The organism is Nonomuraea glycinis, from assembly GCF_014646515.1.
Taxonomy (GTDB): domain Bacteria; phylum Actinomycetota; class Actinomycetes; order Streptosporangiales; family Streptosporangiaceae; genus Nonomuraea; species Nonomuraea glycinis.
Map to the genome: position 1 here is coordinate 1 of NZ_BMNK01000020.1, position 13890 is coordinate 13890.

Annotated in this window: 11 protein-coding genes; 6 read left to right on the forward strand and 5 right to left on the reverse strand. The window is 70.0% G+C overall.

Annotated elements, in window-relative coordinates:
- Positions 1-310 precede the first annotated feature (310 nt).
- The 4 genes from IEY87_RS38475 (at position 311) to IEY87_RS38490 (ending at position 4758) form a co-directional block, all read left to right on the forward strand.
- Positions 311-1435, forward strand: a complete 1125-nt coding sequence (locus IEY87_RS38475) for a sugar ABC transporter substrate-binding protein (RefSeq protein ID WP_189143795.1) — start codon at positions 311-313, stop codon at positions 1433-1435.
- A 67-nt stretch (positions 1436-1502) separates the two neighbouring features.
- Positions 1503-2258: an ATP-binding cassette domain-containing protein gene (locus IEY87_RS38480; protein WP_189143796.1), complete on the forward strand. Its 756-nt coding sequence runs from the start codon at positions 1503-1505 to the stop codon at positions 2256-2258.
- Positions 2255-3517, forward strand: coding sequence for a sugar ABC transporter permease (locus IEY87_RS38485; RefSeq protein WP_189143797.1), 1263 nt, complete (start codon positions 2255-2257; stop codon positions 3515-3517). The genes IEY87_RS38480 and IEY87_RS38485 overlap by 4 nt, the downstream gene beginning before the upstream one ends.
- A gap of 35 nt (positions 3518-3552) precedes the next feature.
- Positions 3553-4758, forward strand: a complete 1206-nt coding sequence (locus tag IEY87_RS38490) for an ROK family transcriptional regulator (RefSeq protein ID WP_189143798.1) — start codon at positions 3553-3555, stop codon at positions 4756-4758.
- A gap of 28 nt (positions 4759-4786) precedes the next feature.
- Here IEY87_RS38490 and IEY87_RS38495 read toward each other — a convergent pair whose 3' ends face one another.
- Entirely contained in the window at positions 4787-5530 is a 744-nt protein-coding gene (locus tag IEY87_RS38495; protein ID WP_189143799.1) for a neutral zinc metallopeptidase, read from the reverse strand.
- 128 nt (positions 5531-5658) lie between these two features.
- On the reverse strand, positions 5659-6516 hold the full coding sequence (locus IEY87_RS38500) for a neutral zinc metallopeptidase (RefSeq protein ID WP_189143800.1): 858 nt from the start codon (positions 6514-6516) through the stop codon (positions 5659-5661).
- Positions 6517-6649: 133 nt separating this feature from the next.
- Between IEY87_RS38500 and dxs the strand changes: the two genes are divergently transcribed.
- Positions 6650-8530 carry a 1-deoxy-D-xylulose-5-phosphate synthase gene (gene dxs, locus IEY87_RS38505; RefSeq protein WP_225278120.1) on the forward strand — a complete coding sequence of 627 codons (1881 nt, stop codon included), beginning with the start codon at positions 6650-6652 and terminating at the stop codon, positions 8528-8530.
- A gap of 63 nt (positions 8531-8593) precedes the next feature.
- Positions 8594-10069: an amino acid permease gene (locus IEY87_RS38510; protein ID WP_308113011.1), complete on the forward strand. Its 1476-nt coding sequence runs from the start codon at positions 8594-8596 to the stop codon at positions 10067-10069.
- Between the two features lie 7 nt (positions 10070-10076).
- Here the strand turns inward: IEY87_RS38510 and IEY87_RS38515 are convergent, their stop codons facing one another.
- The 3 genes from IEY87_RS38515 to IEY87_RS38525 all read right to left on the reverse strand — a co-directional run bounded on the left by IEY87_RS38515 (position 10077) and on the right by IEY87_RS38525 (position 13871).
- Positions 10077-10526: an SSI family serine proteinase inhibitor gene (locus IEY87_RS38515; protein ID WP_189143801.1), complete on the reverse strand. Its 450-nt coding sequence runs from the start codon at positions 10524-10526 to the stop codon at positions 10077-10079.
- Between the two features lie 70 nt (positions 10527-10596).
- On the reverse strand, positions 10597-12690 hold the full coding sequence (locus IEY87_RS38520) for a 3-hydroxyacyl-CoA dehydrogenase NAD-binding domain-containing protein (RefSeq protein ID WP_189143802.1): 2094 nt from the start codon (positions 12688-12690) through the stop codon (positions 10597-10599).
- Positions 12687-13871 carry a thiolase family protein gene (locus IEY87_RS38525; RefSeq protein ID WP_189143803.1) on the reverse strand — a complete coding sequence of 395 codons (1185 nt, stop codon included), beginning with the start codon at positions 13869-13871 and terminating at the stop codon, positions 12687-12689. Before IEY87_RS38525 ends, IEY87_RS38520 begins: the two co-directional genes overlap by 4 nt.
- Between the last annotated feature and the right edge of the window lie 19 nt (positions 13872-13890).

Sequence of the window (13890 nt, forward strand, 5' to 3'; positions counted from 1 at the left end):
CTACCAGCCACGGCCAGCCCACCACCGAATCCCACCAAGATCCGAACCCTAAACAGCTCCTAGGGCGCACAGCCGGCCGGTCTCCGTGGTGACGACCCTGAAACGGATGGTCAGCGGAAAACGTATACCGGCAAGGGTGCGGGAAGGCGGGGAGTCCCCCGGGTGTCGGGAAGGTGGAGGCGGCGTTTCAGGATTGTTACCGGGAACAACAAACTCCCCCCTCCGAGGGTCTTCCTAAGCAGGCGGTCACCGGAATACGTTGCCGCAAACAACATTCATCCGGGCCCCTCCGGAAGAAAGGACCCTGCATATGCGCAAGGGGATCCTCAGCCTGACCGCTTCGGCGGCCGCGCTCGCACTCGGTCTTACCGCCTGCGGGGGCGACGGCGGCTCGACCACCACCTCGACCTCCAGCTCGGCTCCAGCGGCCGAGGCCTCTCAGCAAGCAGCGGGCAAGATCGGCGTCATCCTGCCCGACAGCAAGTCCTCCGCTCGGTGGGAGACGGCGGACCGCAAGTACCTCGAAGAGGCGTTCAAGGCCGCGGGTGTGGCATACGACATCCAGAACGCGCAGAACGACAAGACGGCGTTCCAGACCATCGCCGACCAGATGATCACCAACGGCGCTACCGTGCTGATGATCGTCAACCTGGACAGCGGCACCGGCAAGACGGTCATCGACAAGGCCAAGTCGCAGGGCGTGGCCACGATCGACTACGACCGGCTGACCCTGGGCGGCGGCGCCGCCTACTACGTCAGCTTCGACAACACCAAGGTCGGCACCCTACAGGGTGAGGGCCTGACCAAGTGTCTGTCGGACAAGAAGGCCGACAAGCCCATCGTGGCCTACCTGAACGGCTCGCCGACCGACAACAACGCGACCCTGTTCAAGGCCGGCTACGACGGCGTGCTCAAGCCCAAGTTCGACGCGGGCGAGTACGTCAAGGGTCCGGAGCAGTCCGTGCCCGACTGGGACAACGCTCAGGCCGGCACGCTCTTCGAGCAGATGCTGACCAAGGAGCCGAAGATCGCCGGCGTGCTGGCGGCCAACGACGGTCTCGGCAACGCCGCCATCACCATGCTGAAGAAGAACAAGCTCAACGGCAAGGTGCCGGTCACCGGCCAGGACGCCACCGTGCAGGGCCTGCAGAACATCCTGGCGGGCGACCAGTGCATGACCGTGTACAAGGCCGTCAAGAAGGAGGCCGACGCGGCCGCCAAGCTGGCGGTGGCCCTGGCCAAGGGCGAGAAGCCCACGGCCAGCGGCAGCGTCAAGGACACGGAGACCGGTCAGGACGTCCCGGCGGAGCTGCTGGACCCGCAGGCCATCTTCATCGACAACGTCAAGGACGTTGTGGCCGACGGTTTCGTCACCAAGGAAGAACTGTGCACCGATGACTTCGCCGAGAAGTGCACGGAAGCAGGAATTCAGTAAGTAGATCAACCGGCACAGGGTACGGTCCGCGCTCGGGCGCGGGCCGTACCCCTCCCAAGGGAGACCCATGACGACCCCCCTGCTCGAAGTGCGCGGGATCGACAAGAGCTTCGGCCCCGTGCAGGTCCTGCACGACGTCGCCTTCTCCGCCCACGCGGGCGAGGTGACAGCGCTGGTCGGCGACAATGGCGCCGGCAAGTCGACGCTGGTCAAGTGCGTCGGCGGTATCTATCCGATCGACTCCGGCGACATCCTCTTCGACGGGAAGCCGGTCCAGGTGCACGGTCCCCGCGACGCGGGCACGCTCGGCATCGAGATCGTCTACCAGGACCTCGCGCTCTGCGACAACCTGGACATCGTCCAGAACATGTTCCTCGGCCGCGAACGCCGCAGGGGCCTGGTGCTCGACGAGGCCTCGATGGAGGAGATGGCCCAGGAGACGCTCAGCGGCCTGTCCGTACGCACTGTGAAGTCCATCAGGCAGCAGGTCTCGAGCCTGTCCGGTGGGCAGCGGCAGACCGTCGCCATCGCCAAGGCCGTGCTGTGGAACAGCAAGGTCGTCATCCTCGACGAGCCGACCGCCGCGCTCGGCGTCGCCCAGACGGCCCAGGTGCTCGAACTGGTGCGCAGGCTGGCCGACAAGGGCCTGGCCGTCGTCCTCATCTCACACAACATGAACGATGTTTTCGCCGTCTCCGACCGGATCGCGGCGCTCTACCTCGGCAGGATGGCCGCCCGGGTCAAGACCGCCGACGTGACCCACGCGCAGGTCGTCGAACTGATCACGTCCGGCCGTAGCGGAGACCTGGGGATCATGCCATGAACAAGGTCAAAGAACTGCCCGGCGAGGTGGTCGCCACCGCGGCGAACTCGCCGTCGATCGGGCACAGCGTGCGCGCGTACGTGGAGCGGGTGCGCGGCGGCGACATGGGCGCGCTGCCCGCCGTGCTCGGCCTGGTCGTGCTCTGTACGGTCTTCGCCATCGCGCGGCCCGCGTTCCTCACGGCGATCAACTTCGCCAACCTGTTCACCCAGGGCGCCGCGGTCACGCTGATCGCGATGGGCCTGGTGTTCGTGCTCCTCCTCGGCGAGATCGACCTGTCGGCCGGTTTCGCCAGCGGCGTGTGCGCGGCGGTGCTGGCGGTGACGCTCACCAACATGGGCCTGCCGTGGTACATCGGCGTGGTGGCCGCGATCATCACCGGCGTGCTCATCGGCCTGATGCTCGGCGGGCTCGTGGCCAAGGTGGGCATCCCGTCGTTCGTGGTGACGCTGGCGGCCTTCCTCGCCTTCCAGGGGCTCGTCCTGGTGCTGGTGGACGAGGGCACGAACATCTCGATCCGGGATGAAGTGATCGTCGCGATCGCGACCCGGAACCTGCCGCCGTGGCTCGGCTGGGCGACGTACGCGGTGGGCGTGGGCGTCTACGCGGCGGTGCAGTTCCTGCGGGCCAGGAAGCGCGCGCAGCGCGGGCTGGCCGCCGACCCGCTGTCGCTGATCCTGGCCCGGGTGGGCTCGCTGGCGGTCATCGCGGGCGTCGCGGTGTACGTGCTCAACCTGGAGCGCAGCCGCAACGCGCTGCTCACCTCACTGACCGGCGTGCCGATCGTGGTCCCGGTGATCCTGGTGCTGCTGATCGTCTGGACGTTCGTGCTGCGCCGTACCGCGTTCGGGCGGCACCTCTACGCCGTCGGCGGGAACGCGGAGGCGGCCCGCAGGGCCGGCATCGCGGTCGACCGGATCAAGGTCAGCGCCTTCGTCATCTGCTCCTCGATGGCGGCGGTCGGCGGCATCGTGGCCGCCTCCAGGGCCAGCTCCGTCGACCCGAACACCGGCGGCAGCTCGGTGCTGCTGTACGCGGTGGGCGCGGCCGTGATCGGCGGCACGAGCCTGTTCGGCGGCAAGGGGCGGGTGCTCGACGCGATCCTCGGCGGCGCCGTCGTCGCGGTGATCGAGAACGGCATGGCCCTGATGGGGTACGGATCGAGCGTGAAGTACCTGGTCACCGGTAGCGTGCTGTTGCTGGCAGCGGGCGTGGACGCGCTGGCGCGCAAACGGGCGGCCGCCGCTGGTCTAAGGTGATCAGCGACTTCCACCCGTACAAGGAACCTCAGACCATGCGTGCCGGGCCCTCCCAGGAGGACATCAGGCGCCACAACCTCGGCGCGCTGCTTCGCCATGTCCACCTGGGCGGGCCGATCTCGCGCGCCGAGCTCACCGCCAAGATGGGCCTCAACCGCAGCACCATCATGGCCCTCACCTCCGACCTCACCGCGGCCGGGCTGGTGCGCGAGGAGCTGCCGCGCGAGACCGGCCGCGCCGGGCGCCCGTCGCTCGTGGTGCGGCCGGAGTCCTCGCGCGTGTACGTCTTCGCGTTCGACGTGGGGCCGGACCGGCTGGCGGTGGCGCGGGTCGGGCTGGGCGGCGTGATCCTTGATCGCAAGGAGACGGTGCGCCGGCGCGGCCCGTTCGTGGTGGGCGAGCTGACCGGCACGCTGGCCGGGTTCGCCCGGCAGATGCGGCGCAGGACCAGGGACGACACCGTCTGCGTGGGCGTCGCGGCGGCGGTGTCCGGCGGGGTGCGCAAGGGCGACGGCGTGATCAGGTTCGGCCCCAACCTGCTGACGGAGGACGTGCCGTTCGGCGAGGAGCTGGGCCGCAGGCTCGGCCTCGGCCTGCCGGTGAGCGTCGGCAACGACGCCAACCTGGCGGCGCTCGCCGAGCACAGCCGGGGCGTCGGCGTGGCCGTCAAGGACCTCATCTACCTGCACGGCGACGTCGGCATCGGCGGGGGCATCATCGCCGGCAACCATCTGCTCGGCGGCCACGACGGCTACGGCGGCGAGGTGGGCCACATGGTGGTCAACCCCGGCGGCAGGGCCTGCGGCTGCGGCTCCCGCGGCTGCCTGGAGGCCGAGGTGGGGGAGCGGGCGCTGCTGGAGTCCGCCGGCCGCTTCCCCGCCGACCAGCGCGGCCGGGAAGCGGTCCGGGCCGTGGTCGAGGCGGCAGACCGGGGCGACATCGTGGCGCAGGAGGCGCTCAAGAGGGTCGGCGACTGGCTCGGCCTGGGCGTCGCCAACCTGATCAACATCTTCAACCCGGAGATGGTGATCTTCGGGGGCATCCTGCGGGAGATCTATCTCGGTTCGGCGGCCCAGGTGCGCAGCAGGCTGGCGCTGCACGCCATGGCCCCCCAGCGGGAGCGGCTGCGGCTGCGCACCTCGGCGCTGGCGGACGACGCGACCCTCGTGGGCGCGGCCGAGCTGGCCTTCGCCCACGTGCTCGCCGATCCGCTGGAGGTGCTGGCCAGGGCCGGCACCTAGCCGACCCCGCTCAGGCCACCCGCTCAGCTCAGGTCACCCTGCCGCCCGGAGCGGTCCAGGTGTTGCAGTAGCGGGCGGAGGCCCCGTCGAAGCCGCGGTCCTGCCAGTAGGCGAGGTTGCGCGGTTTGCCGTGGACCTTGCTCTCGCCCGCCTGACGGACCGCGTTGATCCACTGGCTCCAGGTGATACCGGGGTCGACGGAGTCGAGCGTGGCCCGGTAGAAGACGCCGGCGAAGCATTCGGCCTGCATCTCCAGGCGGTGGCTCAGCGTGGTGCGCCCCGTCCTGCTCGCCCGCCAGAAGAGCCTGTTCTGCGCGTCCAGGATGCCGGTGAGCTCTTGAACGTGGTGGCCCCACTCATGGGCGACGGAGTGCGCGATGTTCATCTTGAACGGGTCGCGCAGGTCCCTCTTCATGATCCGGATGGCGATGGTGCGCTGCTGCGGGCAGTACTGGGCGCCGTTGGAGGTGATTCTGCCGCACACCGAGTTGCTGCCGGTCGTGATGGCCAGTTTCGGCGGGGTGTAGCGCAGGCCGATCGCCCTGAACCGGGCGGCCCAGAACCGGTTGGCGCACGCGGCCATCGCCCGGTGGAACACCTTCACGGAGGCGGCGCTGCCCGTGCGGATCTCGGGGATGGCGCATGACTGGGGGGAGGGGGTGCCCGACCGATAGATCTTGTTCTTGGTCAGTACGGCGGGCAGCCCCGTGGCCGCCGCGGGGGAGGTCGTCTCGGCGCTAGCCGTACCTGATAACGCCAGACCCGCGACCATGCAGATAGACGCTGCAATAAGGGGAATACGCACGATCGCGGATCTTAGACCACTTTATGGTTGTTTGTTTACGCAACCTTGGCATTCAGCCCGGCCGCCCCTGGTGGAGAGGCGGCCGGGGGTGACCGCTAGGCGACCTGCCTGGAGGAGACGGACCAGGTGTTGCAGGCGCCGACGGAGCCGGAGTTGAAGCCACGCGTCATCCAGCGGGCCTGCGTCGGGCCCTTGCCGTGGTCGTTGCGCGACCAAGCCTTGTGGCCGTTCTGGCGGAACCAGTCCACGGTGCGGTTCCACTCGTCGGGGGGCACCGGGAGGCTGTCGCGGACGGTGTTCATGAAGACCGCGGAGAAGCACTCGGCCTGCAGTTCGGACCGGCGCGAGAGCAGGAGCCGGGCGGAGCCGCCGGCGCGGTTGCTGGCGACCGTGTAGTAGTTCCAGATGCCGGAGACCTGCTGCACGTGGTGGCCGTACTCGTGGGCCATCAGGCGGGTGATGCCGAGCGCGTACGGGTTACGCAGGTTCTGCTTGGTGATCAGCATGTACATGGTGCGGTTGCCGGAGCAGTAGATGCCGTCGGCGCCCGGGCTCCATCGGCCGCAGGGGGTGTTGACCTTCCTGGTGATGATCCGCAGCCTGGGCTTGCTGAAGCTCAGCCCGGCCTTGCGGAACTGCGAAGCCCAGGACCTGTTCAGGCAGTTGGTCACGCGGGTGAGGAAGCGCTTGTACGCGGACGTGCTGCCCCTGGGCAGGCTGCCCGGGGAGCAGTTGGAGCCGGCCAGGCGTCCGGTCCGGTAGAGCGGGTTGGCCGTCGCCGCGGCCTTTCCGCGCGGCGGCGCGGTCTTCTGCGCTTGCTGGGCCGGCTGTGCGATCTGCTGTCCGGCGTTGGCGGGCGTCGCCTCGGCCGCCGCCGTCCCCGCGCCGGCCAGCGAGAGGACCACGCCGGCGGCCAGGAGTGACGTCAATTTTTTCAGGGGGAGAGTGTTCATAGTGAGGGAAAGACTAGGTCAAGATCGGACAAACGTGTGCGGATTTACCTTGATGGGCCCAGCGGGGCGTCCGCGAACTAGACTCGTCCCCGTCGGCGAACAAGAGCAGAGGGGAGCCGAATCCGTGAGCGGGTTGCTGGGCTCGGTCAAGGGACCGCAGGACGTCAAACGGCTCACTGCCGAGGAGCTGCCACAGCTGGCGGGTGAGGTCCGCGACCTGCTCGTCGACGCGTGCGCCAAGTTCGGCGGCCACCTCGGCCCCAATCTCGGCGTGGTCGAGCTGACCATCGCCGTGCACCGCGTCTTCGACTCGCCCCGCGACCCCGTCATCTGGGACACCGGTCACCAGGCGTACGTCCACAAGCTGCTCACCGGGCGGGCCGCCGGCTTCGGCGCGCTCAAGCAGGAGGGCGGCCTGTCGGGCTACCCGAGCCAGGCCGAGTCCGAGCACGACCACGTGGAGAACTCCCACGCCTCCACCGCGCTGTCCTACGCCGACGGCCTGGCCAAGGCGTTCAAGCTGCGCGGCGAGCGCGACCGCACGGTCGTCGCGGTGATCGGCGACGGCGCGCTCACCGGCGGCATGGCCTGGGAGGCGCTCAACAACATCGCCGGCGCCAAGGACCTGCGGGTCGTCATCGTGGTCAACGACAACGGCCGCTCCTACTCGCCGACGATCGGCGGGCTCGCCTCGCACCTGTCGTCGCTGCGGGTCGACCGCCGCTACGAGGACGCGCTGGAGTACGTCAAGGGCAAGATCGGCAACGTGCCCGTCCTCTACGACGCCCTGCACGGCCTCAAGAAGGGCATCAAGGACGTCGTCGCCCCGCAGGCCATGTTCGAGGACCTCGGCCTGAAATACGTCGGCCCGATCGACGGCCACGACGAGCAGGCCATGGAGGCGGCGCTGCGCAAGGCCCGCGACTTCCGCGGGCCGGTGATCGTGCACGCGCTCACCCAGAAGGGCCGCGGCTACAGCCCGGCGGAGAACCACGACGAGGACCAGTTCCACTCGCCCGGCGCCTTCGACCGCGCCACCGGCGCCGAGAAGCCCAAGGGCCGCATCTGGACCAACGTGTTCAGCGAGGAGCTGGTCCGGCTCGGCGGGGAGCGTCAGGACCTGGTCGCGATCACCGCGGCGATGCTCCACCCCACCGGCCTGAACGCCTTCGCCGAGGCTTACCCCGAGCGCATCTACGACGTCGGCATCGCCGAGCAGCACGCCCTCACCAGCGCCGCCGGCCTGGCGCTCGGCGGCATGCATCCGGTCGTGGCCGTCTACGCCACCTTCCTCAACCGCGCCTTCGACCAGCTCCTCATGGACGTGGCCCTGCACAAGCTGCCCGTCACCGTGGTGCTCGACCGGGCCGGCGTCACCGGCGACGACGGCGCCAGCCACAACGGCATGTGGGACCTGTCGCTCCTCCAGGTGGTGCCCGGCCTCAAGATCGCCGTGCCGCGGGACGGGGAGCGCCTGATCGAGCTGCTCGGCGAGGCGGTGGCCGTCTCCGACGGGCCGACCGTGCTGCGCTGGCCCAAGGGCCCGGTCGCGGAGAGCGTCGAACGGGTCGACCGGCTGGGCGAGATGGACGTGCTGCGGGCGCCCGGCGCCGACGACCCCGACGTGCTCCTGGTCGGCGTGGGCCCGATGGCGCAGGTCTGCATGGAGGCCGCCGTCCTGCTCGACGCCCAGGGCATCACCACGACGGTCGTCGACCCGCGCTGGGTCAAGCCGCTCGACGAGGCGCTCGCCGACGCCGCCAGGACGCACCGGCTGGTCGCCGTCGTCGAGGACAACGGGCGCGTCGGCGCCGTGGGCGACGCCGTCTCGCGCCTGCTGCGCGACGCCGACTGTGACGTGCCGGTGCGTTCGTACGGCATCCCCCAGGAGTTCCTGGACCACGCCAAGCGGGCGGTGATCCTCGGCCGGATCGGGCTGACCGGCCAGGGCCTGGCCCGTCAGATCACCGAGGCGGTCGCCAAGCGGAGCCCGCAGGTGTCAAGTCCGTCATAGCAAGCGGGTCTGAAGGTTTTTGATCTGTGCATGATCACCCTCCGCATGGGAAAGGGCCGGAGGGTGGACATCTTTCGCACCAAGAGCGTCGAGCAGTCGATGCGCGACACCGAGGCCCCCGAGCACCAGCTGCGTAAGCGGCTGACCGCCGTCGACCTGACCGTCTTCGGCATCGGCGTGATCGTGGGCACCGGCATCTTCGTGCTGACCGGCCAGGTGGCGAAGGAGCTGGCCGGTCCGGCGGTGGCGCTCTCCTTCATCGTCGCGGCGGTCGTCTGCGGGCTGGCGGCCCTGTGCTACGCCGAGTTCGCCTCCACCATCCCGGTGGCGGGCTCCGCTTACACCTTCTCCTTCGCCACGCTGGGCGAGTTCCCCGCCTGGATCATCGGCTGGGACCTGATGCTGGAGATGGCGCTGGCCTCCGCCGTGGTCGCCGTCGGCTGGTCCGGCTACTTCAGCTCGCTGCTGAACTCGATGGGCCTGTTCCTGCCCAGCTGGATGGCGGGCGACGATCCGGTGGTGAACGTGCCCGCCGTGATCATCGTGCTGATCCTCACCGGGGTCCTGATCGCGGGCATCAAGCTGTCCTCCCGGGTCAACCTGATCATCGTCGCCATCAAGCTCACGGTCATCATGCTGGTCATCGTGGCGGGGCTGTTCTTCATCAACGTCGCCAACTACTCCCCGTTCATCCCCGGGTCGATCCCCACAGAGGCGTCCAGCGGGCTGAAGGCGCCGCTGATCCAGGTCCTGTTCGGCATCACCCCCGTCGCGTTCGGCGTGCTCGGCATCTTCTCCGCCGCCGCGATCGTGTTCTTCGCCTTCATCGGCTTCGACATCGTCGCCACCGCCGCGGAGGAGACCATCAAGCCGCAGCGCGACATGCCGCGCGGCATCATCGGCTCCCTGGTGATCTGCACGATCCTGTACGTCGCGGTCTCGCTGGTCGTGGTCGGCATGCAGAAGTACACCGAGCTGAGCTCCAGCGCCCCGCTGGCCGACGCGTTCACCTCGGTCGGCCAGCACTGGGCGGCGGCCCTGATCAGCGTCGGCGCCATCGCCGGCCTGACGACCGTGGTGATGATCCTCATGCTCGGGCAGACCCGGGTGCTGTTCGCCATGTGCCGCGACGGGCTGCTGCCGCGCAAGCTGGCCAAGGTCCACCCCAGGACCGGCACGCCCGCCGTGCTCACCGCGATCGTCGGCCTCGTCGCGGCCGTGCTGGCCGGGCTCATCTCGCTGAGCGCGCTGGCCGAGCTGGTGAACATCGGCACACTCTTCGCGTTCGTCGTGGTCTCGGCGGGCGTCATCATCCTGCGCCGCACCCGGCCGGACCTGCACCGGGCGTTCAGGGTGCCGATGGTGCCGGTGCTGCCCGTCCTGGCCGTGCTCGCCTGCTTCTACCTGATGCTCAACCTGCCGGTCGAGACCTGGCTGAGGTTCCTGATCTGGATGGTCGTGGGCGGCTTGCTCTACTTCTTCTACGGCTACCGGCACAGCACGGTCGCCGGCGACCAGCCGCTGTCGCCCAAGCCCTGACGCCTTCTCAGAGGGCGAAGACCGCCCCGCCCGCGGCCCGGAGCAGGCAGGCGTTGCCGTACACGCGGCCGAAGGAGACCGGCTTGCCGCGCCACATGCCCGCCACCACCACGGCGTGCGGGCGCAGCTCGCGCGTGCACGCCGCGTCGGGCGTCACGTTGAGCCGGGCCGGATCGCCGTGGACCCGCCGCAGCAGGCGGCAGGCGGCGCGCGGCTCGGGATGGTCGCCACCGGCGCGCTCGCAGGTGAGCGTGACCGCCTTCGTCTCGCGCTGCTTCACCGCCTTGGTCTCGTCCTGCTTCACCGACTTGGTCTCGTCCTGCTTCACCGCGACCAGGATCCTCAGGGTCGATCGGGGGTCGCGCTCGGCGAGCGCCGGAGACGCGGCCGCCGTCGCCAGCAGGGCTCCGCACAGCGCGACGGCCGTCATCATCGTGGTCCGCTTTCCTCGTAGCACGGCACCAGAGGCTACGACGCGGGGCGAGCGCAGGTGAGGAGACCCGCGGGCGGGTCTCCTCAAGAGGTGGTCAAGCCGGCAGCGAGGCCACCCCGGGCGGCAGGAAGCGGGAGGCGGAATAGCCGTTCCTATCCAGGTACGGGGTGATCCCGCCGAGGTGGAACGGCCAGCCGGCGCCGAGGATCATGCACAGGTCGATGTCCTGCGGCGCAGTGACCACGCCCTCGTCCAGCATGAGGTGGATCTCCTCGGCCAGCGCCGCCAGCACCCGGCGGCGCAGCTGCTCGGCCGTCGAGGGGGAGGAGCCGCCGGTGAACAGGGCCACCGCCTCCGGATCGAGGGAGAAGTCCGGCAGGTAGACGCCCGGCTTGCCGGACTCGACCAGCCTGGTCAGGTTGGCGGAGACGCGGAACCGGTCCGGGAAGGCCTCGTGCAGCGTCTCGGCCACGTGCAGGCCGACGGCCGGGCCGACGAGCTGCAGCAGCGCGAAGGGAGTGATCGGCAGGCCCAGCTCGTCCAACGCGTGCTCGGCCACCTCCAGCGGCGTGCCCTCGTCCACGGCGGTGATCACCTCGCCCATGAACCGGGTCAGCAGCCGGTTGACCACGAACGCGGGGGCGTCCTTGACCAGCACCGCCGACTTGCGCAACGTCCTGCCCACGGCGAACGCGGTGGCCAGCGTGGCGTCGTCCGTCGCGGCCCCCCTGCCGATCTCCAGCAGCGGCATCACCGCGACCGGGTTGAAGAAGTGGAAGCCGACCAGCCGCTCCGGGTGCGCGAGCCGCTCGCCCATCTCGGTCAGCGACAGCGAGGAGGTGTTGGTGGCCAGCACGCAGGTGTCGGACACCACGGCCTCCACCTCGGCGAACACCTGCTTCTTGACGGCCAGGTCCTCGAACACGGCCTCGATCACGAAGTCGGCGTCGGCGAAGGCGTCCTTGGTGAGCGAGCCGGTGATCAGGGCGGTGAGCCGGTTGGCCTGGTCGGCGGAGACGCGCCCCTTGGCCAGCAGTTTGCCGATCTCGGCGTGCGCGTACGCCACGCCCTTGTCGAGCCGGGCCTGGTCGAGGTCGGTCAGCACGACCGGCACCTCCAGGCGGCGCGCGAACAGCAGCGCCATCTGCGAGGCCATCAGGCCCGCGCCCACCACGCCGACCTTGGTCACCTTGCGCGCCAGTGCCGCGTCCGGGGCGCCGGTCGGCCGCTTGGCCCGCTTCTGCACCAGGTCGAAGGAGTAGAGCCCGGCCCGCAGCTCGTCGCCCAGCAGCAGGTCGGCCAGCGCCTCGTCCTCGGCGGCGAAGCCCTCGTCGCGACCGGCCGTACGAGCCAGCGCGATGAGGTCGAGCGCCCGGTAGGGCGCGGGGGAGGCGCCGTGCAGCTTCAGGTCGACCAGGAAGCGCGCGTCGCCGATCACCTTGTCCCAGTCCGTGGCCGTGTGGTCAGGACGGGTGACCGTCTCCTCGCCCTGCAGCACGCGGGCCGCCCAGCGCAGCGACTCCTCCAGGAAGTCGGCGGGCTCGAACATCGCGTCGGCGACGCCGAGCTCGAACGCCTGAGCGCCCTTGAGCATGCGGTTCTGCGCGAGCGGGTTGTCGATGACGAGCTTGATGGCGTTCGCCGGGCCGATGAGGCGGGGCAGCAACTGCGTGCCGCCCCAGCCCGGCACCAGGCCGAGGAAGCACTCGGGCAGCGCCACCGCCGGGACGCCGGCGGAGATCGTCCGGTAGGTGCAGTGCAGCGCGATCTCCAGGCCGCCGCCCATGGCCGCGCCGTTGACGAACGCGAACGAGGGGACGGCGAGCTCGCCCAGGCGGCGGAAGACGTGGTGGCCCAGCGCGCCGATCGCCAGCGCCTCCTCGCGCGTGGCCAGCTTCGCCGCGCCGGTGAGGTCGGCGCCGACGGCGAAGATGAACGGCTTGCCGATGACGCCGACCGCCGCCAGGTCGGTGCGGGCGGCGATCTCGGACAGCGCGCCGTTCAACGCGAACAGCCCGTGCGGGCCGAAGGTGTTCGGCTTGGTGTGGTCGAAGCCGTTGTCGAGCGTGATCAGCGCCATCGTGCCCGCGCCACCGGGCAGCTCCACGTCGCGGACCAGGGCCTTGGTGACCACTTCGGCCGCGTTGCGCTCGCTCAGCAGCGAACGCCAGGTCTCGAGGTTGCTCATGCCAGGTTCTCCCAGATCACGGTGCCGCCCATGCCCATGCCGACGCACATGGTGGTGATGCCGTAGCGAACGTCGGGGCGCTCGCCCAGCTGGCGGGCGAGCTGCGTCATCAGCCGCACGCCGGAGGAGGCCAGCGGGTGGCCGAAGGCGATCGCGCCGCCGTAGGGGTTCACCCGCGGGTCGTCGTCGGCGATCCCGAAGTGCTCCAGGAAGGCCAGCACCTGTACGGCGAACGCCTCGTTGATCTCGAACAGGCCGATGTCGGAGATGGACAGCCCGGCCAGGCGCAGCGCCCGCTCGGTGGACGGGATCGGGCCGACGCCCATGACCTCGGGGTCCACACCCGCGAAGGCGTAGGAGACGAGCCGCATCTTCGGCGTGAGGCCCAGCTCGCCGGCCACGTCGGCGGCGGCGACGAGGCAGCCGGTCGCGCCGTCGTTGATGCCGGAGGAGTTGCCCGCGGTGACGTTGCCGTGCGGCCGGAACGGGGTCTTCAGCCCGCCCAGCGTCTCCACCGTGGTGCCGGGACGCGGCGCCTCGTCCTGCACCGCCAGGCCCCAGCCCTTCTCGGCCGTCCTGATCGCCGTCGGCACCAGGTCCGGCTGGATCTTGCCGTCGGCGTAGGCCTTGGCCACCTTCTCCTGCGACAGCGCCGCGTAGACGTCGGCGCGCTCCTTGGTGATCGACGGGTAGCGGTCGTGCAGGTTCTCGGCCGTCATGCCCATGACCAGCGCGCTCGGGTCGACGAGCTTCTCCGACAGGAACCGCGGGTTGGGGTCGACGCCCTCGCCCATGGGGTGGCGGCCCATGTGCTCGACGCCGCCCGCGATGGCCACGTCGTAGGCGCCGAACGCGATGCCGCCGGCGACCGTGGTCACCGCGGTCATCGCCCCGGCGCACATGCGGTCGATGGCGTAGCCGGGCACGGACTTGGGCAGCCCGGCCAGCACCGCGGCCGAGCGGCCGATGGTGAGGCCCTGGTCGCCGATCTGGGTGGTCGCGGCGATCGCGACCTCGTCCACGCGCTCGGGTGGCAGTTGGGGGTTACGCCTGATGAGCTCGCGGATGACGCGGACGACCAGGTCGTCGGCGCGGGTCTCCGCATAGAGCCCCTTCGGCCCTGACCTGCCGAAAGGCGTGCGCACGCCGTCGACGAACACGACGTCACGAGAGGAAGGCACGGATTCGCTCCTCGTTGCT